The sequence below is a fragment of the Pseudomonas sp. GW822-FHT06D10 genome, assembly GCF_058799535.1.
This window is the reverse complement of record NZ_JBXALN010000009.1, coordinates 25,517-52,186: the sequence shown is the minus strand read 5'-3', so window position 1 is coordinate 52,186 and position 26,670 is coordinate 25,517. Positions and strand designations below refer to the sequence as shown.

The following is a 26,670-nucleotide window of genomic DNA, read 5'->3' as shown; positions in this document are numbered from 1 at the left end:
CTCATCCATAAACCCCTCGCCTTTGCAGCAATTGCCTTAGCCTCAGGAACCACCCGGTCAACTTCCGGTCGAAGGGCCGATACCCATTGAGGAAGGTCGGAATGAAGATATCCGATGGTTTTGACGCACGCCGATTGCGGCCCAAAAGCCCGCGAAACTGGCGGTTGCGCCTGGGTGCGGGATTCTCCGCGCTACTGGCGACATTTGGCGTGCTGCTGGCGATGGCCGGTACTGCGAGCCTGCTGGGCCGCGCCCCGGCGCTGGGGGAAATGAATGCCAGCCCGGCGGGCTCGGCGGTGATCCTGGTGGTCGGCCTGTTGCTGCTGTATGTCGGCGTACGCTTGTGGCGGCGCTGCCGGCGGCGCATGCGCCAGCCCCTGGCGCTGAACATGGCGCCGCACCTGATGAAAAAACACGACTGACATTCCCGAGGCGCGATTTGCGCGCCTTAAGGTGTTCCGAGTTGGGTAAACTAGCCGCCCTTCGCGGAGGCTGACATGCAAGACGACGATTTTTCCCTGTTCAAAAACGAGATCCGCGGCGTCAAGCCGATCAAGCACGATCGTGCCGATACGGGCAAACCCAAGAGCGACCGGGCGCAGATCGCCAAGTTGCGCCAGGCGGCCACCGTACGCAGCGAGACCACCACAGTGGACGGGCTGTCCGACCAGTTCGTCATCGACGTGGGGCCGGAAGATGAGCTGATGTGGGCCCGCGACGGGGTCCAGGAAAGCCAGATGCGCAAGCTGAAGATCGGCCAGATCCCCTTTGAAGGCAGCCTCGACCTGCATGGCATGACCGTGGAAAAGGCCCGGGAAACCCTCTGGGCCTTTCTCGCTGAAGCCACCCAGTTCGAAATCCGCTGCGTGCGCGTCACCCACGGCAAGGCTGTGCGCCTGGACGGCAAGCGACCGATGATCAAGAGCCACGTCAACACCTGGCTGCGCCAGCATCCGCAGGTGCTGGGCTTCACTTCCTGCCAGGCCAGGCATGGCGGTACCGGGGCGCTGTACGTCATGCTCAAGCGCACCATGATGGAAGGCCGTGACGAATAAAGCCGCTGCATCACGCTTGCAGCGTCGTGTCCGCCACCGTACCCTTGCCCTTTGCGTAAAATCCCACAGGTAGTTTCATGTCCCTGGAACAGAATTACACCGCGATCCTCGGCCAACTGGGCGAGGACGTCTCCCGCGAGGGCCTGCTCGACACGCCCAAGCGTGCCGCCAAAGCCATGCAGTACCTCTGCCGCGGTTATGCCCAAACCCTGGAAGAGGTCACCAACGGTGCCTTGTTCAGCTCCGACAACAGCGAAATGGTCCTGGTCAAGGATATCGAGCTCTACTCGTTGTGCGAACACCACCTGCTGCCGTTCATCGGCAAGGCCCATGTCGCCTACATTCCCAGCGGCAAGGTCCTGGGGCTGTCGAAAGTCGCGCGCATCGTCGATATGTATGCCCGCCGCCTGCAGATCCAGGAAAACCTCAGCCGGCAGATCGCCGACGCCGTCCAACAAGTGACCGGCGCCCTCGGGGTGGCCGTGGTGATCGAGGCCAAGCACATGTGCATGATGATGCGCGGTGTGGAGAAACAGAATTCGTCGATGATCACCTCGGTGATGCTGGGCGAGTTCCGCGAGAATGCCGCGACCCGCAGCGAATTCCTCAGCCTGATCAAGTAACAGGCTGCAGGCGAAAAAACCGGCGTTGATCGCCGGTTTTTTTTCGCCCGGGAAAAATCAGGTAAGCTGCCGCCCCTTCATTCATGGGCAAGAGGCAATAACCGTGATCGTCAAAGCGCTGCGAGTCGGCCTGGGCCAACTCATCATTTTCATCGACTTCATCACCCGCCCACGCAAGCAGCAGCGGGACGCCGCCGCTCAGGCGCAAGTCGTGGAAGCCGCCAAGGGCCTGACCCTGTACCAGTTTCACGCCTGCCCGTTCTGCGTGAAGACCCGCCGTACCCTGCATCGCCTGAATGTGCCGGTGGCCTTGCGCGACGCAAAAAACAACGAGCAGGACCGCCAGGCCCTGTTGGAGCAGGGCGGCAAGATCAAGGTGCCGTGCCTGCGCATCGAAGAGAACGGCCAGACCACCTGGATGTATGAATCCAAGGTGATCATCGATTACCTGAACCAGCGCTTCGCGACCGTCTGACGCCCTCCCCGGGGCTCTTCAGCCCCGAGCCAACTGCAAGTCAAGCAAGGCCGCGCCCAGGCACTTGCCGTGGGCATCCAGCGCCAGGGAGCGGGTCACTCCGCCGCGCAGGATGCCCGGCAAGACAAAGTTTAAGGCCCGCACATTCTCCAGGACATAGCGCTGTACCGGCGCCGCATCGCTCCCCAGCAAGCCGGCGAAATATTGCGCCACGCGCTCGGCGGTAAGCTGCTCGCAAAGAAAGGCAAAGTCCTCGGCGCGGTAGGCAATCACCGAAATATTCGAAGTGTCGCCCTTGTCCCCCGTACGCGAGTGCGCCAAGTCACGCAATTTGACCTCATTCATGCCCGTACCTCCTGATGCAAGGTGACCCTGACGGCCTCCCGGGGCAGTAACAGCGAAGCCACCGCCACCACCTGCCGCAGGCTTTTACTGGCCCCGCCGCCACCAGCGGGCCCATTGGTATAGAGGGTTTCCACCTCATTGCCGACGCGCACCGCTTCGGCCTTGTCCGTGCAGCGAGCCGCCACCCGCAGGCGCACTTCCCAGGGTTCGGCAGGCGCTCGCTGGCCCAGTTCAACACCGTGCAAGGCATCGATGCCGATCAGCTCCGCGCGCACTTCCTGCATCTGTACCCCGGTCAGGGCCAGGCGCTCGAGCACGATATCCCGGGCCAGCCGCGCCCTGGCCACAGCCCCAGGGCCGCCATAGGAAATCTGCCCTTCGCCGATCCAGCCATCCAGGTAGCCGACGCTGACCTTGAGCCGCTCAGGCCGTGGGCTGCCTGCCGCCCCTTGCAGCCGCACCCGGTCCGGTGCCTCCTCGACAAAGCCCACTGCGGAAAAGTCGGCACAGACATCCGGCGTCAGGTAGGCCGCCGGGTCATGCACTTCGTAGATCAACTGCTCGGTACAGGTAGCGCTGCTGACCTGCCCCCCGGAGCCCTTGACCTTGGTGATCAGCGCCGCGCCCTGTGCATCCACTTCGGCCAGGGGGAACCCCAGGCGCGCCAGACCGGCCACATTCTTGACCCCCGGATCGGCAAAGTAGCCGCCGCTGACCTGCCCTGCGCACTCCAGCAGATGCCCCACCAGGGTCCCGCGCCCCAGGCGCAGCCAGTCATCCTCGGCCCAGCCGAACTCGAAGATCTGCGGCGCCAGGAACAACGAGGGGTCGGCCACCCGCCCAGTGATCACTACGTCGGCATCAGCCCGCAGCGCGTCGACGATGCCCTGGGCGCCCAGGTAGGCATTGGCGGAAATCAGCCGCTGCCCCAGCGAGCCCAGGGTCTGCCCGTTGTCCAGCACCCACTCCGGCCGGGCCCGCAGAGTCTCGAGCACATCGTCCCCCAGCACCGCGATCACCTTGAGCCCTGGCAAGCCCAACTCGGCCGCGATCCGTTGCACCTCGGCCACCGCCGCCAACGGATTGGCCGCCCCCATGTTGCTGATGATGCGCAAACGCCGCCCCGAGGCCGTGGCGCCGACAAAGGGCAGCACCCCGCGCATCCGTGCCCCCAGCAACGGGTCGTAGCCGCTGTGCGGGTCGGCCAGGCGCGCCTGCTGCGCCAGGGCGATGGTGCGCTCGGCCAGGCATTCGAACACCAGGTAATCCAGGTCGCCCTGTTGCGCCAACTCGATGGCGGGCTCGATACGGTCACCGGAGTAACCGGCGCCGGAGCCGATACGTAGGCTTTTCATCTTAAAAAACTCCCAGCAGCAGCGCGGTCAGGGTCATCAACACTGACGCAGCGAATAGAAAGGGGATGGTGAAACGCTGGTGGTCGGCCAGTTCGATCTTGCACAGGCCCACCAGCAAGAAGGTCGCCGGGGTCAGCGGGCTTACCGGGAAACCGGTGGTGTGCACGCCGAGCAACGAAGCCTGGGCCACTTGCAGCGGGTCGACACCCAGGGCCTTGCCCACTTCGGTAATCACCGGCATCACCCCGAAGTAGTAGGAGTCGGGGTCGAACAGCATGCTCAGAGGCATGGACAGGAACCCCACCACAGTCGGAATCAGCTTGCCGTGACCGGCAGGAATCTGCGCCACCGCCACTTCGGCAATCGCCTTGAGCATGCCGCTGCCCTGCATGATGCCGGTGAACACACCGGCCGCCAGGAGAATGCTGGCCATGGTCAGGGCCGTCTTGGCATGAGCATCGATGCGTGCCCGCTGGGCCTCGACATCCGGATAGTTGATGCACAGCGCCAGCACCGTGCCGACCATGAACATCACCACCGGATCGACCCAGCCGGCAATCATCACCAGCATCACCAGCACCGTGAGCAGCAGGTTGATCCAGAAGCGCCTGGGACGGCGTAGCGCCTCTTCGGCGGGGCTCAATACCCGGGTCGGGATGCCTGCACCGGCCGTGGCATCGGCACCGAGCCCCAGGCGGCGCTCCTCCCGGCGGCCGAGCCACCAGGCGCTGGCGAAGACGAACAGCAGGCCGACGATCTGCACCGGGATCAGCGGCTGGAACAGATCCGCCACCGGCACATGCAGGGCCGCTGATGAGCGCAGTACCGGGCCGGTCCAGGGCAGGAAATTGACCCCCGCGGCCATCGCCGCGACACAGGCCAGAACCCGTCGATCGATGCCCAGCCGGGTATACAGCGGCAGCATTGCCGGCACCGTCACCAGGAAGGTCACCGCGCCGGAACCGTCCAGGTGCACCAGCAGCGCCAGAAGCGCCGTACCGACCACGATCCGCGTCGGCCGGGTGCCGACGGTGCGCAGGATGCGGTCGATGATCGGGTCGAGCATGCCGGCGTCGGTCATGATGCCGAAGAACAGGATAGCGAACACGAACATGCCTACCACGGGGGCGACGTTCTTGATGCCGGTGACGATGAAGGCGCTGGTCTGCAGACCGAAGCCGCCGATCAGCGCGGCGATGATCGGCAGCGCAATCAGCGCGACCAGAGGCGACAGGCGCTTGCTCATGACGGCCGCGAGCAGGCAGAGAATGGTGATGACACCCAGGGTGGCGAGCATGGAGCAACTCCAGTGTGCCGCCTCTTCAAGCCGGGGCCGGAAGGCGGACGGTTATTGTTTTTCTGGAGTATTGAAATCGCGCTAGTCTTTGTAAATTGGAATATTCGGCGCCTTGCATTCGGAAAAACAAAATGAAGAACTCGATCCAGCATATCCAGGCCTTCCTCGCCGTGGCCCGCAGCGGCAACTTCAGCAAAGCCGCCGCCGAGCTGCACCTGTCGCCATCAGCCCTTACCGTGCAGGTCCAGCAACTGGAGGAATGGCTGGGGGTCGCCCTGCTCGATCGCAGCCCGCGCCATGTCAGCCTGACCGCTGCTGGGCTGCAGGCTCGGGGACCGATGGAGAAACTGCTGCTGGACCTGGACAACATCGTCAGTGGCTCCCGGGACCTGGCCGCCCTGCGTCGGGGCGTGGTCACCCTCGCCGCGCTGCCGTCGGTCTGCGCCGGGGTGCTGCCGCCGGCCTTGCGCCAGTTTCGCGAGCAATTTGCCGGAATCGAGGTACGCCTGCAGGACCTGGTGGCTCACCGCATTCATGCCCAGGTCCGGGCCGGCGAGGTGGATTTCGGTATCGGCGGGCGCGCCCGGCTCAGCCACGGGCTGGATTTCCAACCTCTGCTGGAGGATCGCCTGTGCCTGTTCGTGGCCACCGATCATCCCCTGGCCCAGCGCCAGTCAGTGACGCTGAAGGACCTGGCCCGCCAGCCGATCATTCTCACCGGCCGCGACAGCAGCGTGCGCGAGCAGGTCGAAGCGCTGTTCGACGACAGCCGACTGTCCCTGCTTCCAGCCATGGAAGCCAACTACATGAGCACGGTGCTGGCGCTGGTACGCCAGGGGCTGGGCATTACCCTGCTGCCGGAATCCGCCGATGACGGCCGTGAGGGCCTGCGCCGGATTGCCATCAAACACCCGGGGGTCAGCCGCGAGATCGGCCTGATCCGCCGCAGTGGCCAGCAACTGAGCCCAGCGGCGCAGCGCTGTTATGAGTTGCTGCGCCAGAACCTGGCCGGCAAACATCGTTAGCGGGCCCCACAACGCACCGAACCGGCACAAGGCCGGTCCAGTGGGGATGAAAGCACCCGCTCAGTCGAGCATCGGCACGTGTCGCGGATGGCTTTGCACCCGCTGCATCCAGGCCTGGATGCCCGGGTAACGGCTCAGGTCGAAACCGCCCTCATCGGCCACGTGGGTGTAGGCATAGAGCGCAATATCGGCGATCGAATAGTGCTCGCCCACCAGGTACGGGGTGCGGCTCAATTGTTTCTCCATCACGTCCAGCGCCTTGTAGCCACGCTTGTGCAACTTCAGGTATTCCTCGCGGCGCTCCTCCGGCAGCCCTTCGTAAAGCTGGATGAAACGCGCCACCGCGATGTAGGGCTCATGGCTGTACTGCTCGAAGAACTGCCATTGCAGAACCTGGGTGCGCAAGCGCGGTTCGCTGGGCAGGAACTGACTGCCGTCGGCGAGGAAGTTGAGAATAGCGTTGGACTCCCACAGGCAGGTGCCGTCTTCCAGTTCCAGAACCGGAATCTTGCCGTTGGGGTTCTTTGCCAGGAAGGCCTCGGTCTGGGTATCGCCCCCGAGAATATCCACCGCCTGCCATTCATAAGGCAGCCCCAGCAGATTGAGCATCAGCTTGATCTTGTAGCAGTTGCCCGAACGGTAATCGCCATAAACCTTGTACATGGCCCTCCCCTTAGGCTGCCTGTGCAGCCTGTGCTTGACGTATCACGGTGGCCAGCCGCTTGAGGCCTTCGTCCAGCCGCGCCGGATCGATATGGCTGAAATTCAACCGCAGATGCCCGGGGTTGCGTTCCGGATCGGCAAAGAACGGCTCACCGGGCATGAATGTGACGTCGTGCTCCAACGCCGACTTGAGCAAAGTGCGGGTATCCAGGGGCTGTTTCAAGCTCAGCCAGAAAAACAATCCGCCCTGGGGCACCTGCCAATCCGCCAGATCGGCGAAATGGGTGAGCAAGGCGCCCTGGAATTCATCCCGGCGTTGGCGATAGAAACTGCGCAACTGATCCAGGTGCGCCTGATACCGCTCGCTGCCGATCCACTGCATGGCCTGCCACTGGCCAACCCGATTGGTGTGCAGGTCCGCCGACTGCTTCAGCCGCAGCAGGTGCGGAAACAGGTCCGGGCTGGCAATCAGGTAACCCACCCGCAGGCCCGGCAACAGGGTTTTAGACACGGTGCCGGTGTAGATCCAACTGGCTTTTTCCAGGCGGCCGACAATAGGCGTGGCACTGCCACCATCGAACGTCAGCTCACGGTAGGGCTCGTCCTCGATCAGGGTCACGCCGAACTCGTCCAGCAAAGCCGCCACGGCATCACGCTTGGCTTCGCTGTAGCGCACCGCCGAGGGGTTCTGGAACGTCGGAATCAGGTAGATGAACGCCGGCCGGTGCTGCTCCAGGCGCGCGCGCATCTGCACCAGGTCCGGCCCATCGGCCTGCAGCGGTACGGTCAGGCAGTCGGCGCCGAACAGCTGGAAAATCTGCAGGGCGGCCAGGTAGGTCGGCGCTTCCAGCATGATCTGGGTGCCCTTGTCGATGTACAGCTTGGCTGCCAGATCGAGGGTCTGCTGGGAACCACTGACCACCAGCACCTGGCTCGCCTCGCAAGGCACCCCGAGCTGGCGCGCCTGGGCCGCCAGGGCTTCACGCAATTGCGGCTCGCCTTCGCTCATGCCGTATTGGCCCATGGCCAACGGCATGTCCTGCCATTGCACCTTGGGCAGCATCACTTCGGCCGGCAGGCCCCCGGCGAACGACATCACTTCCGGGCGCTGGGCCGCGGCAAGGATTTCACGGATCAGAGAGCTTTTGAGACGCGATACACGTTCGGAGAAGGCCATGGAGATCACCGCTAGCGAAGGCTGAGGAAAATACGTCAAACTGCTTGACCGAAATTACGCCGACCTTTGCAGATACGTCAATATGCTTGACCTTAAAAACCAGGCTTCGCAACAAGCGGCCATGGAAGCTTTCTTCTTCGGCTATCAGGCGTTTACCGCCAAGGCCGACGAAATGCTCGAACGCCGGGGCCTGAGCCGGGTGCACCAGCGCATCGTGTTTTTCATCGCCCGCTATCCCGGGCTCAGCGTCAAGGAACTGCTCAATCTGCTGGGGGTGAGCAAGCAGGCATTGAACACACCGTTGCGCCAATTGATGGAAATGCACCTGGTGGACAGCGTCGCCCCGGACAGCGACAAGCGTAAGCGCCTGTTGCAGTTGACCGCCGATGGCACAGGCTTCGAGCAATCCCTGCGCCGCGAGCAGGTCAAACTCCTGCAACGGGCCTTCAGCGAAGCTGGCGAGAGTGCGGTCAATGGCTGGCTGGCGGTGAACCAGGCGCTGGCGGGCAAACCCGTCGAAGACTGAGCCCCTGCGGGCGCCATTCATTGGTGCGCCGGCCCCGGCCTTGCCCCAAACCCTTGCACACCCCGGCGCAACGTCGGGGCCGCGATATAGCCATGTTCGCGGATTTTTCGCACACAACCCCAAAAACATTATTTGCTTTCTTTGTATACAAACGCATAATTCGCCCGACGAGTTCTTGACCCAAAGGTCAACAAAACCCGCACGCCTTACCTGCCTCAAAGAGCCGCTGTCCACCCTTGCGTGTCCGGCTCTGGAAAAAACAATAAAACTCTTGAGGAGTACTCGCTGTGGAAAGCCGCAAATCCGAAGCCTCTACGCTCGATCTCTCGCCGTCGCTGAACAGCGGCTGGCTGGAGCGCATCTTCAAACTCAGGTTGCATGGCACCACGGTGAAGACCGAGTTGATTGCCGGTCTGACAACCTTCATCACCATGGCCTACATCATCTTCGTCAACCCCAACATCATGGCCGACGCCGGCATCGATCACGGCGCAGCCTTCGTCGCCACCTGCATCGCCGCCGCCCTGGGCTGCCTGTTGATGGGCCTGTACGCCAACTGGCCGGTGGGCCTCGCACCGGGCATGGGGCTCAACGCCTTCTTCACCTACACCGTGGTCGGCACCATGGGCTACCACTGGGAAACCGCCCTTGGCGCGGTGTTCATTTCCGGTGTGCTGTTCATGATCCTGACCCTGTCGCGGGTACGTGAATGGCTGCTCAACAGCATTCCGGTGAGCCTGCGGTTCGCCATGGGTGCCGGGGTCGGGCTGTTTCTCGGCCTGATCGGCCTGAAGACGGCCAACATCATCGTCGACAGCCCGGCCACCCTGATCAAGCTCGGCAACCTGCGAGACCCCGGCCCACTGCTGGCGGCCGTCTGCTTCTTGATGATCGCAGTGCTCAGCTATCACCGGGTCTTCGGCGCGATTCTCATCAGTATCATCGCCGTGACCCTGGCCGGCTGGGGCCTGGACCTGGTGCACTACAACGGGATCATGTCCACTCCGCCGAGCCTGGCGCCGACCTGGATGGCCATGGACATCGCCGGGGTGTTCAACGTCAGCATGATCAGCGTGGTCCTGGCGTTCCTCTTCGTGCACATGTTCGACACCGCCGGCACCCTGATGGGCGTGGCCCAGCGCGCCGGCCTGGTGAACGCCGATGGCAAGATCGAGAACCTCTCCCGCGCACTCAAGGCGGACAGTGCCTCCAGCGTGTTCGGTGCCGTGGTCGGTGTACCACCAGTCACCAGCTATGTGGAAAGTGCCGCCGGGGTCGCCGCTGGTGGCCGCACCGGGCTGACCGCGGTCACCGTGGGCGTGCTGTTCATTGCCGCAATGTTCTTCGCTCCCCTGGCAGGCATGATCCCCGCCTATGCCACCGCCGGCGCGCTGATCTATGTGGCGATGCTGATGATGGGCGGCATGGCCCACATCAACTGGGACGAGGCCACCGACAGCATTCCGGCCATCGTCACCGCGATCATGATGCCCCTGACCTTTTCCGTCGCCGATGGCATTGCCCTGGGCTTCATCACCTATGTAGTGCTGAAGGCCGGCACCGGCAAGTACAAGGAAATCTCCATCAGCCTGTATGTGCTGTGCGCGATTTTCATCGCCAAGTTCATTTTCCTCTAGGGCGCCCTGCTCCACACAGGCCCCGTCCCGCTGGATGGGGCTTTTTCGTTGCCGATGATCGGCTGTGGCCAGCAGGTCCGGGGCGGTCACAGGGCCCTTTCGGCGGCGAGCCGGCTCCTGCGGGATCGAGTGGAGCCGACGACCAGTGAAGGCTTTATGCCAGACGAAAAAAAGCCCGCAGTGTGGGCGGGCAAGGACCAAAGAAGCTATTTGCGCAGGATTCTTGGGGGGAAAGTCCTAGCTTCCTCTGTAGGTCGAATAGCTGTAAGGCGAGATCAGTAGCGGTACGTGATAGTGGTCCTGCTCGGCGCTGATGCCGAACCGCAGTACCACCACATCCAGGAACGCCGGCTGCGGCAGTTGCACACCACGGGCACGGTAGTAGTCACCGGCATGGAAGTGCAGCTGGTACACACCGGAACGGTAGTCATCACCCTGCAGCAGCGGCGCATCGCAACGGCCATCGCTGTTGGTCAGGGTGCTGGCGACCAATTCCAGCTGGGCCCCTTCCACTCGATACAGCTCGACCTTGATAGCGCTGCCAGGGCAGCCATGTGCGGCATCCAAAACGTGTGTAGTCAAACGTCCCATTGATTCTGCGTGCCTGGCGCCTTCAAGCGTTCAGGCCTCGCGCCTCCCGGAGTCAGTAATTGAAGGAGACCGCAGCGTTTCGACCAGTGAAAAGCTGCGGCGAGAGCAAGATTAAGACATTTTTCAAAAAAATTGTACACAATAATAATCGCAAATATTCCCGGCCCCGAGCCCCTTCGAATGCATCAGCGGATTTGCCTGAACGCCATAGCGACAGACGACTTGTCATCCATTAGCTGACCATCCAGGCAAGTTTCTTGCAGGTGACAGCCATAGCGATGAAAGCGGAAAAATGCAAAAAATCAGGCTTACAAAGTGAAGACAAACTTGTATACAATAATTCCATCGCAGTGACGCCCACCTGGCTTTCCGGCTTCAGGTTCCGCCACGCCACCGTTATCACGAATAAGAAGGAAGACTGCAGTGAGCGCTGACTACCCTCGCGACCTGATCGGTTACGGCTCCAACCCTCCTCACCCTCACTGGCCGGGCAATGCCCGCGTCGCCCTGTCCTTCGTGCTCAATTACGAAGAGGGCGGCGAGCGCAACATCCTTCATGGCGACAAGGAATCGGAAGCCTTCCTCTCGGAAATGGTCTCGGCGCAACCGCTGCAGGGCGAGCGCAACATGAGCATGGAATCGCTGTACGAGTATGGCAGCCGTGCCGGCGTCTGGCGGATTCTCAAGCTGTTCAAGGAATTCGACATTCCACTGACCATCTTCGCCGTGGCCATGGCCGCCCAGCGTCACCCGGACGTGATCCGCGCCATGGTCGAAGCCGGCCACGAGATCTGCAGCCACGGCTACCGCTGGATTGACTACCAGTACATGGACGAGGCCCAGGAACGCGAGCACATGCTCGAAGCGATCCGCATCCTCACCGAAATCACCGGCGAACGCCCACTGGGCTGGTACACCGGCCGCACCGGCCCGAACACCCGGCGCCTGGTGATGGAGGAAGGCGGCTTCCTCTATGACTGCGACACCTACGACGACGACCTGCCCTACTGGGAACCCAACAACCCCACCGGCAAGCCGCACCTGGTAATCCCCTACACCCTGGACACCAACGACATGCGCTTTACCCAGGTGCAGGGCTTCAACAAGGGCGACGACTTCTTCCAGTACCTGAAGGACGCCTTCGATGTGCTCTACGCCGAAGGTGCCGAAGCGCCGAAGATGCTTTCCATCGGCCTGCACTGCCGCCTGATCGGCCGCCCGGCGCGCCTGGCCTCGCTCAAGCGCTTCCTCGAATACGTCAAGGGCCACGAGCAGGTGTGGTTCAGCCGCCGGGTGGACATCGCCCGTCACTGGCAACAGACCCACCCTTACCAGGGAGCGGCGAAATGACTGCCTTCCAGAGCCTCAAGCCCTCGACCCTGAGCCGCGAAGATTTCGTCAGGGCCTTCGCCGACATCTACGAACACTCGCCGTGGGTTGCCGAAAAGGCCTACGAACTGGGGCTCGACGCCTCCGTCGACCAGATCGAGACCCTGCACCAGCGCATGAGCGACATCCTGTTGAGCGCCGATCACGCCAGCCAGCTGGCACTGATCAACGCTCACCCGGACCTGGCCGGCAAAGCCGCCGTCCAGGGCCAGTTGACCGAAGCCAGTACCAATGAGCAGGCCGGCGCAGGTATTCACCAATGCACCGCCGAAGAGTTCCAGCGCTTCACCGAGCTCAACGACGCCTACAAGGCCAAGTTCAAGTTTCCCTTCATCATGGCGGTGAAGGGCAGCAATCGGCACCAGATCCTCGCCGCATTCGAAACCCGCATCCACAACTCGGTGGACACCGAGTTCAAATGCGCACTGGCAGAAATCAACAAGATCGCCCTGTTCCGCTTGCTGACCCTGTAGCGATTGCCCGCCTGGCCCGAGAAAGCATCTGCACCGATGCATTTCCCAGGGCCTCGCGAGCACCCCGGCCACTGAATTCAAGGCAGACAAGAAGAATGAAAACCAACGCCGTAGCTTTCGAGAAGTTCGTCAACCTGGCCGATGCCCGGCTGGGGACCAAGATCATCTCGGTCACCGATGACTGGTTCGCCGACGCCAACCGCCTGTTCCAACCGACTCCGGCGGTGTGGAAGGAAGGCGTATTCGATGACAACGGCAAGTGGATGGATGGCTGGGAATCACGCCGCAAGCGCTTCGAAGGCTACGACAGTGCGGTCATCCGTCTCGGCGTGGCCGGCTCGATCAAGGGCGTGGACATCGACACTTCATTCTTCACGGGCAACTTCCCGCCCTCGGCCTCCCTGGAAGCCTGCTTCCTGGCCGCAGGCGAACCGGATGAAAACACCCAGTGGACCGAAGTGCTGTCGGCGGTGGAGTTGCAGGGCAACAGCCACCACTACCACGAGATCCACCACCACCAGCCGTTCAGCCACCTGCGCTTCAACATCTACCCCGATGGCGGCGTAGCACGGCTGCGGGTCTACGGCATTCCCTACCGCGACTGGTCGGCCATCGGCGACGACGAACAGGTCGACCTGGCTGCCGCCCTCAACGGCGGCCGCGCCCTGGCCTGCTCCGACGAGCACTTCGGGCGCATGGGCAACCTCCTCAACCCCGGCCGCGGCATCAACATGGGTGACGGCTGGGAAACCGCCCGGCGCCGTACTCCCGGCAACGACTGGGTGATCATCGCCCTGGGCCATGCCGGTGAAATCGAAAAGATCATCGTCGACACCCTGCACTTCAAAGGCAACTACCCGGACAGCTGCTCGATCCAGGGCGCCTTCGTCAAGGGTGGCACCGACAGCCAGATCGAAACCCAGAGCCTGTTCTGGCGTGAACTGCTACCCAGCCAGAAGTTGGAAATGCACGCCGAACACAGCTTCGTCGAACAGATCAGGGCACTGGGGGCTATTACCCACGTGCGCCTGAATGTATTCCCGGACGGTGGCGTCAGCCGCCTGAGACTGCTGGGCAAGGTCAAAAAATAAAGGGTCGCGCAGCGCGCGGGCGACCGGTTTGCCCGCAGTAGCCACGGACCAGACAACAACGAACTCGAGATAAGAAGAACAGCATGCGCACATTAGTGATTGAGCCCCTGAGCAAAGAAGCCTTCGCCCCTTTCGGTGACGTAATCGAGACCGACGGCAGCGATCACTTCATGATCAACAACGGTTCGACCATGCGCTTCCACCGCCTGGCAACGGTCGAGACCGCTCAGCCGGAAGACCAGGCCATCATCAGCATCTTCCGCGCCGACGCGCTGGACATGCCGCTGACCATCCGCATGCTGGAACGCCATCCGCTGGGCAGCCAGGCTTTCATCCCGCTGCTCGGCAATCCCTTTCTGATCGTGGTCGCGCCACTTGGCGATGAACCTGTATCGGGCTTGGTCCGTGCCTTTGTCAGTAATGGCAGGCAGGGCATTAATTACCATCGCGGCGTCTGGCACCACCCGGTGCTGACGATCGAAAAGCGGGATGACTTCCTGGTGGTTGATCGCAGTGGCACTGGCAACAACTGCGATGAGCATTTCTTCAAAGAGGATGAGCGTTTGATCCTCGCCCCCCACCAATAAGAGAAGGTCTGATCACCCGACAACAAGGGTGGCAGGCAAGAGGTAAAGACTGTGGAAGCACATCTGTTGGAATGGCTCAACCTGAGCGTGCGTTGGGTACATATGATCACTGGTGTGGCCTGGATCGGCGCATCGTTCTATTTCGTCTGGCTGGAGAACAACCTCAACCGCGTCAACCCCAAGGACGGCCTGTCCGGCGACCTCTGGGCGATTCACGGCGGTGGTATCTATCACCTGGAAAAATACAAGCTGGCACCGCCCTCGATGCCGGAGAACCTGCACTGGTTCAAATGGGAAGCCTACTTCACCTGGATGTCCGGGATTGCCCTGCTGTGCCTGGTGTTCTACTTCAACCCGATGCTCTACCTGGTTGCCCCCGGCAGCGGTCTGACCGGCCCTGAAGGCGTGGCCATCGGTATCGGTGCGTTGATCGCCGGCTGGTTCGTCTATGACTTCCTCTGCGATTCGCCACTGGGCAAGAAACCCGCCCTGCTCGGCTTCATCCTGTTCCTCCTGCTGATCGGCGCTGCCTATGGCTTCAGCAAGGTGTTCAGTGGCCGTGGCGCGTACCTGCATGTGGGCGCCATCATCGGCACCATCATGGTGGGCAACGTGTTCCGCATCATCATGCCGGCCCAGCGCGCGCTGGTGGCAGCGATCGCGGAAAACCGCACCCCCGACCCGACCCTGCCGGCCAAGGGCCTGCTGCGCTCGCGTCACAACAACTACTTCACCCTACCCGTGCTGTTCATCATGATCAGCAACCACTTCCCGAGCACCTACGGCAGCCAGTACAACTGGTTGATCCTGGCCGGGATCGCGGTCCTGGCGGTATTGGTGCGTCATTACTTCAACACCCGTCATGACAGCCACAAGTTCGCCTGGACCCTGCCCGTCGCGGCACTGGGCATGATCTGCCTGGCCTACGTGACCGGCCCGACCCCGGCGCCAAGCGCTCCGGAAGTGGCCAAGGCCCAGACCCAGTACCAGCCACTGCCTGAAACCGCCCTGGGCGGCAAGCCGGCAACCTCGGCTGCGACAGAGGCACCGCCACCGGCCGCTCCAGCCGCTGCGGCAACGGCTCCGGCCAGCGCCCCGGCGCAGGCGGCCAATGCCGGCCCGTCCTTCGACAAGGTGCATAGCGTGATCCAGGAGCGTTGCGCGGTCTGCCATTCGGCCAAGCCAACCAGCCCCCTGTTCAGCGCAGCACCGGCAGGGGTGATGTTCGACACTCCAGAGCAGATCCGCCTGCAAGCCGCGCGGATCCAGGCCCAGGCCGTCGCCAGCCAGATCATGCCGCTGGGCAACATCACCCAGATGACCCAGCAGGAACGTGAACTGGTCGGTGCCTGGATTGCCCAGGGAGCCCAGACCAACTGATCAGCCTGGTTCCCGGCTGATTCGCGAGCAAGCTCGCTCCTACAGGACCGCAACTGTCTGTAGGAGCGGGCTTTCTTGCCATCAGTCAGAAGATTCGCCTGTTGCAAACACGTTGCGCGTAAAGACGCAGCGGTTAAATCACAAGAATAAAAAGATCCGAGGTGTTGCATGTCCGATTCATCCGAACAGTGCGTCCCCGATGCGCCCGCCATTCAGCGCTTGCCCTTCCTGCAACTGATCCTGGTCGGTCTGCAGCACGTCCTGCTGATGTATGGCGGTGCAATCGCGGTACCGCTGATCATCGGACAGGCCGCTGGCCTGAGTCGTGAAGAAATCGCCTTCCTGATCAATGCCGACCTGCTGGTTGCCGGGATTGCCACCATCGTCCAGTCAATGGGCATCGGCCCCATGGGCATTCGCATGCCGGTGATGATGGGGGCCAGCTTCGCCGCGGTGGGCAGCATGGTGGCCATGGCCGGCATGCCCGGCATCGGCATGCAGGGAATTTTCGGCGCAACCATCGCCGCCGGTTTCTTCGGCATGCTGATCGCGCCGTTCATGTCCAAGGTGGTGCGCTTCTTCCCGCCGCTGGTCACTGGCACGGTCATCACCTCGATCGGTCTCTCGCTGTTTCCCGTGGCGGTGAACTGGGCAGGCGGAGGCAGCAGCGCGGCCCAGTTCGGCTCGCCCATCTACCTGACCATCGCCGCCCTGGTGCTGGGTACCATCCTGCTGATCCACCGCTTCATGCGCGGCTTCTGGGTGAACATCTCGGTACTGATCGGCATGGGCCTGGGCTACATCCTCTGCGGCCTGATCGGTATGGTCGACCTCAGCGGCATGGCCCAGGCGCCCTGGCTGCAGGTGGTCACACCGCTGCACTTCGGCATGCCGCAGTTCCACCTGGCCCCGATCCTCTCCATGTGCCTGGTGGTGGTGATCATCTTCGTCGAGTCCACCGGGATGTTCCTGGCCCTGGGCAAGATCACCGGCCAGGAGGTCACCCCACGCATGCTGCGTCGCGGCTTGCTGTGTGATGCCGGGGCATCGTTCTTCGCTGGCTTCCTCAACACCTTCACCCACTCCTCCTTTGCCCAGAACATCGGCCTGGTGCAGATGACCGGCGTGCGCTGCCGTTCCGTGACCATGGTCGCCGGCGGCCTGCTGATCGTCCTCAGCCTGCTGCCCAAGGCGGCGTTCCTGGTGGCGTCGATTCCACCGGCGGTACTGGGTGGCGCGGCCATCGCCATGTTCGGCATGGTGGCTGCGACCGGGATCAAGATCCTCCAGGAAGCTGACATCGCCGACCGGCGCAATCAGTTGCTGGTGGCCGTGAGCATCGGCATGGGCCTGATTCCCGTGGTGCGCCCGGAGTTCTTCGCCCACCTGCCCCTGTGGATGAGCCCCATCACCCACAGTGGCATCGCCATGGCGACCTTGAGTGCGCTGGTGCTGAACCTGCTGTTCAACATTCTCGGGGGCAGCGAGCGCGCGGCCAGCAATGCGCATCACGCCCATCAGCACTGAATCACCAACAGGGTGCCGGCTCGGCGCCCTGACCTTGCTTCACCGTTCACGCTTGACCGCAGCGCTCGCCCACTCAGGATCGAGCGCTGCCCATTAGACGCTGCGCCTTGAAAATAAGAACAAACAGGGAGCAACACCTATGCAGCCTGCCCAGGCTTTCCTGGCGGTGGCCGCTGGACGGCCATTAGCGCCATGCAATCCCCCTGACGGCCGCCAGTCATTGGCACTCTATTGCCCTTCAATGCGGATGCTTGCCTGAGATGGCCCGCATACCCGCCCCAAAGTGGTTGCAAGTGCGCCGTTGCGGAGCACTTGAGCCCTGCCGTGAGAGCCAGTATTCTCCGCGGCCGCGCAAGTCTGGTCTAAAAAAAAGACCGGATGAAAAACCTGACCCAATAGCCAACTTATCCCGGCCTGGACAGGTAACAAGGCGCAAGAAAACATCGCGAAAAACACTCTCGCCCGGCGGTATCGCTACAGCCGGACGGGAGTTTTTTGCTTTTTTTCGGCCTTGGCTCAGCTCTTGCTAACAGCAACAAAGCTGACCGATCGGATGGTTTTTTGCAGCAACGAAAAAAGGCGCCAAACCAGAGCGCCAAGCCAAAAAAACGTGGAACTACCTACTTGGGAGCAACCGAATGAAACCGATGTGCAAGAGCCTGATGTTGGCCGCCAGCTTGCTGGCCGGGGGGCAGGCCGTGGCTGGCGACCTGTTGCAATGGCAGAACAACAGCCTGACTTACTTGTATGGCAAGAACTTCGAAGTTAACCCGCAGATTCAACAGACGGTTACTTTCGAACATGCCGATGCCTGGAAGTACGGGGATAACTTTTTCTTCCTCGACCGCATCTTCTATAACGGCAAGGAAGACGGCAACGTCGGCCCGGACACTTACTACGGCGAGTTCACGCCACGCCTGTCGTTCGGCAAGATCTTCGACCAGAAACTTGAATTCGGCCCAATCAAGGACGTGCTCCTGGCGTTCACCTACGAGTTTGGCGAGGGTGACAACGAGTCCTACCTGATCGGCCCGGGCTTCGACCTGGCAGTCCCTGGCTTCGACTATTTCCAACTGAACTTCTACCAGCGCCACACCGAGGGCAGCCGCCCGGGCGACAACGTCTGGCAGATCACGCCAGTGTGGTCCTACACCATTCCCGTGGGCCGCTCGGACATCCTGATCGACGGCTACATGGACTGGGTGGTGGACAACGACCAGAACGCCAAGGGTACCTACCACGCCAACCTGCACTTCAACCCGCAGATCAAGTACGACCTGGGCAAGGCGCTGAATTGGGGCGCCAAGCAGCTGTACGTCGGCTTCGAGTACGACTACTGGAAGAACAAGTACGGTATCGAGGACTCGCGCAACTTCGAGACCAACCAGGACACCGCCAGCCTGCTGGTCAAGTACCACTTCTGATGCTTGGCTGATGCCGCCTGCGCCCCTCCATGGAGGGGCGCAGGCGGTATTTGCCATCAGGCAATGCGTGAACCGGAATCCCGCCAGAATGCCGGATCGGCACTCTTGAGCCGCTCCACCGCGTTATGGATGTGGCTCAGCGCCGCTTGCCTCGCCCCTTCGACATCCCGCGCCGCAATCGCCCGATAGACCGCCAGATGCTCGGCGCGCACCGTGCGCGCCAGATCCTTGCGCCGTTCCTCATTGGAGCGGGTGATACGAATCGCTTCCTTGATGAATTGCGCAATGAATTCATGCAGGGAGGGGTACAGCGGGTTACCGGTGGCCTGGGAAATCGACAGATGGAACGCCAGGTCCTGCTCCACCCCATCCTGACCCGCCTGCTCGGCGCTATCGATAGCCAGCAGCGCCTGATGAATCGCCTCTAACTGCGAAGGGGTATGGCGCTGGGCCGCCAGGGCCGCCGCCTCGCCTTCGATACCACGACGCAGTTCGGTGACCCTGAGCACCGCCTCGATCGAGCCACGTACGTCCAGGTCGATAGTGAACGCCTTGATATGGGCGCCCTCACACACCACGGTGCCGCTGCCTTGGCGCACCTCCACCAGACCCGCCGATTTCAAGCGCGATATGGCCTCGCGGATGACGGTGCGGCTGACGCCGAAACGCTCGCACAGAACCGGTTCGGTGGGCAGGCGCGCTCCCGGCAGGACTTCGCCATTGGCGATGTGTGCCTTGAGCGCCGCAGTCACCTGGTCCGCCAGCGTGCCCTTGGCCGAATCCTTGAGCGTCGCCAGGGAATCGGCAGCGGGGAAAGCGTTATCAGGCTTGGACATGGGCATCTCGGTAGTCAAATTGGCTAACGGTACTGCATTTCAGGCACGCCGTCCTGCCCGAAGCCCGCCATTGAATTCGTATGATGTATTATGTTATCTAAGCCATGTCAGCAAGTCCGATAAAAACAAAATCACCCAAATACAAGAAACAAGGATGGGTAAAGACATGCCTGAATCACTGTCGCAAACCGCATCGGCCCCGGTCACCGCCTCCTTCGAGGACCTGGCCTACCGTAAAGTCGCCTGGCGCATCCTGCCGCTACTGTTGCTGTGCTACCTGGTGGCCTATCTGGACCGGGTCAACGTCGGCTTCGCCAAGCTGCAGATGTCCGAAGACCTGCAGTTTTCCGAAGCGGTCTATGGCCTGGGCGCCGGGATCTTCTTCATTGCCTACTTTCTGGTGGAGATCCCCAGCAACCTGATCCTGCATCGAGTCGGCGCGCGGCTGTGGATCGCGCGCATCATGATCAGCTGGGGCCTCATTTCCTCGTGCATGGCCTTCGTCAACACCCCCACTTCCTTCTATGTCATGCGCTTTCTACTGGGCATCGCCGAGGCCGGGTTCTACCCGGGGGTGATCCTCTACCTGTCGTACTGGTTCCCCTCCAACCGCCGCGGCAAGATGTACGCACTGTTCGCTACCGCCGTGCCGCTTTCGGGGCTGATCGGCGCACCGCTATCCGGCTGGATCATGAGCGCTCTCAATGGCCATCACGGATTCGCCGGCTGGCAGTGGATGTTCTTTCTCGAAGGCCTGCCCTCGATTCTGGTGGGCGGCCTGGTGATCTACTGCCTCAGCGACCGGATCGCCGACGCCGGCTGGCTGACCCGGGAACAGAAGACCCTGCTGCAGAGCAGGATCGAAGCCGAAACCGACGGCCACCAGGTACACAGCGTGCGCCAAGTGTTCGGGCAGCCACGGATCTGGCTGCTGACCGCCATCTACTTCTGCATGATCGCCGGCTTCTACACAGTCGGATTCTGGCTGCCCTCCTTGATTCGCCAGGCAGGCGTCAGCGACGTCTTCCAGGTCGGCATGCTCACCGCGATTCCCTATGCCGCAGCGGCACTGACCATGGTGTTGATATCCCGCAGTGCCGACCGCCTGCGCGAACGTCGCTGGCACCTGGCGCTGACCGCGGTGCTGGGTGGGGTGGGGCTGATGATTTCCGCCACCTGGAGCGACAATTTCACAGTGTCGATGATCGGCCTGACCCTGGGGGCCATGGGCGCCTTCAGCACCCTGCCACTGTTCTGGAGCCTGCCCACCGCCTTTCTCGGCGGTACCGCTGCGGCAGCCGGGATTGCCCTGATCAACTCCTGGGGCAATCTCGCCGGGTTCGTTTCGCCCTACCTGATGGGCTTTCTCAAGGACCTGACCCAGAGCACCACCATCGGCATGTACGTGATGGCCAGTGCGCTGTTCGTCGGAGCCCTGCTGGTCTTCAAGATCCCCGGAAAACTGGTCAATCGCTGATAGTTGGAGTCACTCATGAATATTCTTGTCACCGGCGCCGCCGGGTTTCTCGGACGCCGGCTGATCCAGGCCCTGCTCGAGCGCGGCTCACTCACCGACCGTCACGGCCAGTTGCGCCCCATTCAGCGGATTACCGCGTTCGACCGCGACCCCGTGCAAGGCCTCGACGACCCTCGGGTCCAGGTCAAGGGTGGGGATATCACCGATCCCCAGGTACTGGCGCACCTGATCGACGCCGACACCCAAAGCATCTTTCACCTGGCCGCAGTGGTCTCCAGCCAGGCAGAAAGCGATTTCGATCTGGGCATGCGCGTCAACTTCAGCGCCACCCAGGGACTGCTGGAACGCGCGCGACAGTTGGGTACTTGCCCAAAGTGGGTGATGACCAGCTCGGTGGCCGTCTTCGGTGGGCAACTGCCGGACACCGTCGGCGATGATCAAGTCTGGTCACCTCAGAGTTCCTATGGCACCCAGAAAGCCATGAACGACCTGCTGCTGGCCGACTATAGCCGTCGCGGCTTCGTCGATGGCCGCAGCCTGCGCATGCCCACCATCGTCGTGCGCCCGGGCAAGCCGAATCTGGCGGCATCAAGCTTTGCCAGCGGCATCATCCGTGAGCCCCTCAACGGTCAGGCCAGTGTCTGCCCGGTGCCCTTGAACACCCGACTATGGCTGATGTCACCGGCACAGGCCATTGCCAACCTGGTTCACGGTCACGAGCTGGCCGCCGAGCGCTTGAGCCAGGGCCGAGTAATCAACATGCCCGGTTTGTCACAGACAGTGGAGCAGATGATCGATGCGCTGCGCGAGGTGGCCGGTGACGCAGTGGCCCGGCAGGTTCAATTGCGGCCGGACGCAGCCGTCGAGCGCATCGTCGGCTCTTGGCCGGGAGCGTTCAGCACACCTTATGCAAACCAACTGGGCTTCACCGCGGACCCGGACTTTGCCAGCGTGATCCGACAGTTCATCAGGGATTATCTGCATCGTTGAACAACGGACCGCCCCCAGGATGGCCTCCTTGAGCTGGAGGCCGTCCTCGCTGGGTTTGCCACAAGACCTGCAAGCACTACCAGCTGTAGCTCAGGTTCAACTGCCCGCCGTAACCGTACTCGCTGGCGCTTCCCGAATGGCCGAATAGATGACTGGATAGCTCCACATCCCGAGCGACCCGCACCTGGGCTCCTACCTTCAATTCCAGAGCATCCCGCGATGGCCTGGCATCGAAGCTGTTACTCCCCATCCGTACCGACGGCACCGCTTCGCTATGCAGCCAGTTGGCTTCGAGAAAGGGTCGCAGCACCGATTCATCGGCTGCCTGACCAGGCTGCTGGTAGAGCCGCACGCCAATACTGGAACGCCAGGAATCGGCAGTGCCACTGCGCAACCGCGTATCCCGCAAGTCTGCGGCCCTGGCGGTATAACGGCTATAGATCAGCTGCCCGCGAGGCTCCACCACCCAGGCCCGGAAGGGAGAATCAGCGGCAAATGGCGCCAATGCATAGCCGGACTCCAGGGAGGTCGACCATAGGTTCGAATCATAATCGGCGGACCCCAGTTCACTGCTCAGCCGGTTGGTATAGCGACCGTACTGCAACCAGGTGTCGACATAGGCGCCCAGCCGGTTCACGTCATCCGCATAGAAAGTGCCATACACGCCCGCCGAATAACCCGAGACCTTGCCATGGGCCTTCGCGCGAACAGCAGTATTGGTGTCGCGGCGCATCAATGTGGAGGTCGAGTCGATGCGCGCGTCGCCATAGCCCGCCATGAGCCCGGCATAGAGCGCGCCTTGCGCGCCCACCGGCCGGCGCAGCAAGGCTCCGCCCATCTGCACCACATCGCTGCTGGAATCGATATCGACCTTGCCTTCGGCCATGCGCATGCCCTTGTCATGCCGCCCCTGGGCCCGCATCCAGAGTCCCGAATCCTGGCGGTCGGCCCCCAGGCTGCGCTTGCTGGCACGGTCCTGCAGGCCATGGTCGAACATTGTCCTGGTGGCCTGCTGGGTGCCGATATATGCCCCGCCTTCCGGTGCCACCTGGTGGGCTTCTGAGGTCAGGTACCAGTCATTCGTGTTGCCCGAGTTGCCACCTTGCACCAGGCTGTACTCATAGCCATTGATCGAAAGGCTGCCGACGCTCCAACGATAACCGCTGGAGCCCGTGTCCAGGTAGAAGGCGTCGGCTGCGATGGTTCCGCCATTGATCGCCTGCACCAGGGGGATCCCCACCTGCGTCAGCCCCCCCTTACCGCCAGCGTTGAGCACTCGCACTGCGGTTCGGCCACTAGCCGTTCCACCATCGATGACCAGCCGGTCGCTGGGGGACGTGTCGTCGCCCAGGTGGCTGCTGAATACCATCGTGCCATTACCGATGTAGTCGTTAACGGTCAGGGTCTGGAAACCGGCTGCGCCGAACACCAGCGTACCGTTGTTGGTCAAGGTGCCCAGTGTCGAGTCACTGCGTATGTTCCAGCGGCTGCTGTCATCGAGCAGCAGGCTGTTGATCCGCCCTCCACTCTCGGCCCGCAGAGCCCCCGTCAATTCCGAGCCGGCGCTGAGGCTCAGGTCCACACTGCCGCTCTGGGCAAAGACATCGCCCACCAGCGTCGAGCCGCTGGCCTCGACACTGACCTGGCCGGTATCGACGGGAACATTGTTCAACATTGCCTGGTGGGTCTGCAGAAAGATGCCCTGGGCCTCCTGCCCATCGGCACGCGCAACAATGCTCGAGTTCATCAGAGTGAACTGATGATCGCCGCCACTGGCCAGCAAGCCTGCGCCATCCTGGGTACTGATCTGACTGCCGGTCAGCGAAAGGCTATTGCTCGCCGTCCCGCTGTTGACATAACTCCAGACGCCAGACGCCAGGTCCCCGTGAGTGGCCAGCCGGGAGTTCTCCAAAATTGCTACCGCACCATTGCCCAGTGCCAGGGCGGACGCACCGTTGCCGTTGGTGATGACCTCGGTGCTACTGGCGGCCAGACGTACATCGTCCGCCCGCACGAACAGACCATGGGCCGCTTGCCCATGGGTGACGACCTCAGACTGTGCCAGGCGCAGGTCGGCTCCCGTAGTTTGTGCCAGGGCGCCGAAGGATCCGGCGCCGAAGGTTTCAATCCTGATATTGCTCGCCTCAATGCTGGCATCGCTGTCGAACTGGTTGTACAGGTACAAACCCAGCGAATTCGCACCGTGAGTAGTGATGCTGCCGTTGCTCAGCGTCGCCTGGCCGGCCCGATTATCCAGCCCGTGGGCAGACTGGGCGCCGTAGGTGTCGATGCTGAAGCGATCGGCCACCAGCTTCGTCTCGGGCATGAACATCCATATTCCGCCTGCTTGAGCTCCAGAGGAACTGATGCGGACGTTATTCAACGTGGCGCTGGCGGCGTCGCCATTGAGGTTGAGCCCATAGCCATTGCTGGAGCTCAGCGTTGCATCGCGAATATCGGCTGACGAGCCAACGCCGTCGAAGTCGTACCCCAGAAATACTGCGTCCTCGTGGGCGGTGAGGCTGCCGCCAAGCATCGAGAACTTGCCACCATAAAGTCGGGCGCCGGAGTAGCTTGCAGAAGTGCCATGGCTGTCGATGAAGGCCAGGCTTGATCCGGCCCCCCTGACATACAGAACCGAAGCGTCCTCGCCCGCCGTATTGATGGTGACCGCCTCCAGCGTCATTGAGGCGCGCTGGGACACCTCGGCGCCATATCCGTTGGCATTACTGGTAGAGATGCTCAGATTGCGAGCGTCCAGAGCCGTTCCCGCATCCGAGGCGACCACGCCATGACCATAGGTGCCGAGGGTGGTAATGCTGCCACCGTCAAGCGTGATACGGCCCCCACCGTGCGCGTACGCACCAAATGATTGCCGGGAAGTGAGCGAGGTGCCACTAGCGACGATCTCACTGCCAGAGCCACGGGCTTCGAGCGCGTAAGTGCGGTGGCTCAGTACCTGGCTATCCACCAGAGTCACGTGTCCACCATCGCTGGCGCTGACCCCAACCGTGAAGTTGCCGACCGGGGAACCGGCCTGGATATCAACCCCTTCGGCATTCAGGTCATTGCCCTTGGCCGAAATGTTGATCGCCGCCCCCGGGCCGTCATAGATCACGGAGTCGCCCGGATGCAGGCTCATCGAATCACCGCCAGCCGGATTGGAGAGATCGATCTGGCCGTATTCAGCAGCTCGCGCCTGGATCGACACAGCCACGAGGGACATCGTAAAAAGGCCCGACAGCGTCGAGCGGACCAATAGTTGCATGGGACTACCTACCACATTTGCGTCGCAGGCTCCTCAAGACAATGTCCACAATTGACAGCAAATGGCCGCAGAAAGCAGGAGGAACCGCGATGATGATCGACATTGATCTCCACCATCATCCAAGCGATCCCGAACCTTTGTAATCAGATTGCTCTTAAAAGACTGCGCCGGCCCTTGGCAGCGCCGGCAATAGAGAGCAGGCAGGGCTGCGCGCATTGTTCCGCACGCAGGCGCTTGCATGCTTCCAAGCGGACTCAGGCCCGTGGCGCGCTCGCCAGCCCAAGGAAGCGCGCCAGCTCCTCGCGCTTGGCCAGGGCGTCACTGCGGCCCAGCTCGATCAGCTCGTTGCAGTAGGCCGCTTCGAACAGCAGATAGCTCAAGACCCCTGCGCCGCTGGTGCGGGTCGCCCCGGGGCCGCGCAGAAACACTCGCAGCGCCGCTGGCAACTCATGCCGGTGGCGTGCTGCTATCTCGTCGATAGGCTGGCTGGGGGCAATCACCAGTACTTCCACTGGAGCAATACCCAGGGCGCGGTCGGCCGCACTGCCGGGCAGCAACCGGCTGAAGTGATTGAGCCGCTCCAGCAATTCGATATCGCTTTCCAGGCTGTCAATGAAGGTGCTGTTGAGCATGTGCCCGCCAATCTGCGCCAGGGTCGGCTCCTGACCGGTATAGGTCCGCTGCCCGGCACTCTCCGGATCGTTGCCCCGCGGGTTGCCGCTGACGCCCACCACCAGCACACGACTGGCCCCAAGGTGCAGGGCCGGGCTGATGGGCGCCGACTGGCGCACCGCCCCATCGCCGAAATACTCCTGGTCGAGCTTCACCGGCGCGAACAGCAAGGGTATCGCCGAACTGGCCAGCAAGTGATCCACCGTCAGATGGGTGGGAATGCCGATCCGTCGATGCCGCAGCCAGGGATCGATCACCCCGCCCCCTTGATAGAAGGTCACCGCCTGGCCGGATTCGTAGCCGAACGCGGTTACCGCCACAGCGTGCAATTGGCCCTGGGCAATCGCGTCGTTGATGCCCGACAGGTGCATGTGTTCGTTGAGCAGCTCGCGCAGCGGCGAGTTGTTGATCAGCGCCACCGGCACCTGGGCACCCAGCCCCAGCAGGCTGTGGCCGACAAAGCGGCTGGCCTGGCGAATGACCCCGGGCCAGTCGCTGCGCATTACCTGATCACTGCGAAAGTTGCGCCAGAACGCCGTGAGGCGCTGGACCGCCGCAGAAAAGTCCGCGGCGCCACTGGCCAGGCTGACGGCATTGATGGCCCCCGCTGAAGTGCCGACGATCACCGGGAACGGGTTGCGCGCCCCCGGGCCCAGCAACTCGGCAATCGCCGCCAGCACGCCGACTTGATAAGCGGCCCGGGCGCCACCGCCGGAAAGAATCAAACCTGTTACCGGTCCAGCACTCATTGCTTCACTCCATCCATGGCGTACCAGGGCCGCTCATC

General features: G+C 62.3%; 25 protein-coding genes. 16 read left to right on the top strand and 9 right to left on the bottom strand.

Features of this window, described 5'->3' with window-relative positions:
- The first annotated feature begins 101 nt into the window (after positions 1-101).
- The 4 genes from AC1RL5_RS26255 (at position 102) to AC1RL5_RS26240 (ending at position 2,153) form a co-directional block, all read left to right on the top strand.
- The gene (locus AC1RL5_RS26255) at positions 102-422 is read left to right on the top strand and encodes a hypothetical protein (RefSeq protein ID WP_011062623.1); all 321 of its coding nucleotides are present in this window, start codon (positions 102-104) and stop codon (positions 420-422) included.
- A 75-nt stretch (positions 423-497) separates the two neighbouring features.
- Complete coding sequence (locus AC1RL5_RS26250; protein WP_011062624.1) at positions 498-1,055, top strand: Smr/MutS family protein; 558 nt, start codon at positions 498-500, stop codon at positions 1,053-1,055.
- Between the two features lie 77 nt (positions 1,056-1,132).
- On the top strand, positions 1,133-1,678 hold the full coding sequence (folE, locus tag AC1RL5_RS26245) for a GTP cyclohydrolase I FolE (protein WP_011062625.1): 546 nt from the start codon (positions 1,133-1,135) through the stop codon (positions 1,676-1,678).
- 103 nt (positions 1,679-1,781) lie between these two features.
- Positions 1,782-2,153, top strand: coding sequence for a glutathione S-transferase N-terminal domain-containing protein (locus AC1RL5_RS26240; protein ID WP_065365442.1), 372 nt, complete (start codon positions 1,782-1,784; stop codon positions 2,151-2,153).
- 18 nt (positions 2,154-2,171) lie between these two features.
- On the opposite strand, the gene AC1RL5_RS26235 is transcribed toward AC1RL5_RS26240, so the two are convergent.
- Genes AC1RL5_RS26235 through AC1RL5_RS26225 form a run of 3 tightly spaced genes read right to left on the bottom strand, consistent with a single transcriptional unit; the run spans position 2,172 to position 5,150 of the window.
- A complete protein-coding gene (locus AC1RL5_RS26235; RefSeq protein WP_011062627.1) occupies positions 2,172-2,498 on the bottom strand; it encodes an AtuA-related protein in 327 nt (108 codons plus the stop codon).
- A complete protein-coding gene (locus AC1RL5_RS26230; protein WP_053159745.1) occupies positions 2,495-3,853 on the bottom strand; it encodes an acyclic terpene utilization AtuA family protein in 1,359 nt (452 codons plus the stop codon). Before AC1RL5_RS26230 ends, AC1RL5_RS26235 begins: the two co-directional genes overlap by 4 nt.
- A 1-nt stretch (position 3,854) precedes the next feature.
- Positions 3,855-5,150: a CitMHS family transporter gene (locus AC1RL5_RS26225; RefSeq protein WP_492589413.1), complete on the bottom strand. Its 1,296-nt coding sequence runs from the start codon at positions 5,148-5,150 to the stop codon at positions 3,855-3,857.
- A gap of 131 nt (positions 5,151-5,281) precedes the next feature.
- On the opposite strand from AC1RL5_RS26225, the gene AC1RL5_RS26220 reads away from it, so the two are divergent.
- A complete protein-coding gene (locus AC1RL5_RS26220) occupies positions 5,282-6,175 on the top strand; it encodes a LysR family transcriptional regulator (RefSeq protein WP_011062630.1) in 894 nt (297 codons plus the stop codon).
- Positions 6,176-6,235: 60 nt separating this feature from the next.
- On the opposite strand, the gene AC1RL5_RS26215 is transcribed toward AC1RL5_RS26220, so the two are convergent.
- Together AC1RL5_RS26215 and AC1RL5_RS26210 are read right to left on the bottom strand one after the other, a co-directional pair.
- The gene (locus AC1RL5_RS26215) at positions 6,236-6,838 is read right to left on the bottom strand and encodes a glutathione S-transferase family protein (RefSeq protein WP_011062631.1); all 603 of its coding nucleotides are present in this window, start codon (positions 6,836-6,838) and stop codon (positions 6,236-6,238) included.
- 10 nt (positions 6,839-6,848) lie between these two features.
- Positions 6,849-8,015 (bottom strand): aminotransferase-like domain-containing protein, encoded by a 1,167-nt coding sequence (locus tag AC1RL5_RS26210; protein ID WP_093408014.1) that lies wholly within the window; start codon positions 8,013-8,015, stop codon positions 6,849-6,851.
- An 82-nt stretch (positions 8,016-8,097) separates the two neighbouring features.
- Here AC1RL5_RS26210 and AC1RL5_RS26205 point away from each other — a divergent pair, with 82 nt between their 5' ends.
- Entirely contained in the window at positions 8,098-8,541 is a 444-nt protein-coding gene (locus AC1RL5_RS26205) for a MarR family transcriptional regulator (RefSeq protein WP_011062633.1), read from the top strand.
- A 287-nt stretch (positions 8,542-8,828) separates the two neighbouring features.
- Complete coding sequence (locus AC1RL5_RS26200) at positions 8,829-10,178, top strand: NCS2 family permease (RefSeq protein ID WP_015636600.1); 1,350 nt, start codon at positions 8,829-8,831, stop codon at positions 10,176-10,178.
- Between the two features lie 237 nt (positions 10,179-10,415).
- On the opposite strand, the gene uraH is transcribed toward AC1RL5_RS26200, so the two are convergent.
- A complete protein-coding gene (uraH, locus tag AC1RL5_RS26195) occupies positions 10,416-10,769 on the bottom strand; it encodes a hydroxyisourate hydrolase (protein WP_011062635.1) in 354 nt (117 codons plus the stop codon).
- A gap of 423 nt (positions 10,770-11,192) precedes the next feature.
- On the opposite strand from uraH, the gene puuE reads away from it, so the two are divergent.
- The 7 genes from puuE to AC1RL5_RS26160 all read left to right on the top strand — a co-directional run bounded on the left by puuE (position 11,193) and on the right by AC1RL5_RS26160 (position 18,640).
- Positions 11,193-12,119 (top strand): allantoinase PuuE, encoded by a 927-nt coding sequence (puuE, locus tag AC1RL5_RS26190; RefSeq protein ID WP_011062636.1) that lies wholly within the window; start codon positions 11,193-11,195, stop codon positions 12,117-12,119.
- On the top strand, positions 12,116-12,631 hold the full coding sequence (gene uraD, locus AC1RL5_RS26185; RefSeq protein WP_072450661.1) for a 2-oxo-4-hydroxy-4-carboxy-5-ureidoimidazoline decarboxylase: 516 nt from the start codon (positions 12,116-12,118) through the stop codon (positions 12,629-12,631). The genes puuE and uraD overlap by 4 nt, the downstream gene beginning before the upstream one ends.
- 95 nt (positions 12,632-12,726) lie before the next feature.
- Complete coding sequence (gene alc / locus AC1RL5_RS26180) at positions 12,727-13,722, top strand: allantoicase (protein WP_093407771.1); 996 nt, start codon at positions 12,727-12,729, stop codon at positions 13,720-13,722.
- A gap of 83 nt (positions 13,723-13,805) precedes the next feature.
- The gene (locus AC1RL5_RS26175) at positions 13,806-14,309 is read left to right on the top strand and encodes an ureidoglycolate lyase (protein ID WP_011062639.1); all 504 of its coding nucleotides are present in this window, start codon (positions 13,806-13,808) and stop codon (positions 14,307-14,309) included.
- 51 nt (positions 14,310-14,360) lie between these two features.
- Entirely contained in the window at positions 14,361-15,689 is a 1,329-nt protein-coding gene (locus AC1RL5_RS26170; protein WP_072450663.1) for a urate hydroxylase PuuD, read from the top strand.
- Between the two features lie 168 nt (positions 15,690-15,857).
- Positions 15,858-17,216: a nucleobase:cation symporter-2 family protein gene (locus AC1RL5_RS26165; RefSeq protein WP_015636603.1), complete on the top strand. Its 1,359-nt coding sequence runs from the start codon at positions 15,858-15,860 to the stop codon at positions 17,214-17,216.
- Between the two features lie 638 nt (positions 17,217-17,854).
- Complete coding sequence (locus AC1RL5_RS26160) at positions 17,855-18,640, top strand: outer membrane protein OmpK (protein ID WP_011062642.1); 786 nt, start codon at positions 17,855-17,857, stop codon at positions 18,638-18,640.
- A 56-nt stretch (positions 18,641-18,696) separates the two neighbouring features.
- On the opposite strand, the gene AC1RL5_RS26155 is transcribed toward AC1RL5_RS26160, so the two are convergent.
- On the bottom strand, positions 18,697-19,482 hold the full coding sequence (locus AC1RL5_RS26155; protein WP_019093447.1) for a FadR/GntR family transcriptional regulator: 786 nt from the start codon (positions 19,480-19,482) through the stop codon (positions 18,697-18,699).
- A gap of 160 nt (positions 19,483-19,642) precedes the next feature.
- Here AC1RL5_RS26155 and AC1RL5_RS26150 point away from each other — a divergent pair, with 160 nt between their 5' ends.
- Positions 19,643-20,953, top strand: coding sequence for an MFS transporter (locus AC1RL5_RS26150; protein ID WP_072450665.1), 1,311 nt, complete (start codon positions 19,643-19,645; stop codon positions 20,951-20,953).
- Positions 20,954-20,968: 15 nt separating this feature from the next.
- Positions 20,969-21,943, top strand: coding sequence for a D-erythronate dehydrogenase (gene denD, locus AC1RL5_RS26145; RefSeq protein ID WP_093407762.1), 975 nt, complete (start codon positions 20,969-20,971; stop codon positions 21,941-21,943).
- 76 nt (positions 21,944-22,019) lie between these two features.
- On the opposite strand, the gene AC1RL5_RS26140 is transcribed toward denD, so the two are convergent.
- A complete protein-coding gene (locus tag AC1RL5_RS26140) occupies positions 22,020-25,211 on the bottom strand; it encodes an autotransporter family protein (protein WP_239690653.1) in 3,192 nt (1,063 codons plus the stop codon).
- A 254-nt stretch (positions 25,212-25,465) separates the two neighbouring features.
- Complete coding sequence (locus AC1RL5_RS26135) at positions 25,466-26,632, bottom strand: patatin-like phospholipase family protein (RefSeq protein ID WP_492589414.1); 1,167 nt, start codon at positions 26,630-26,632, stop codon at positions 25,466-25,468.
- Positions 26,633-26,670 lie beyond the last annotated feature (38 nt).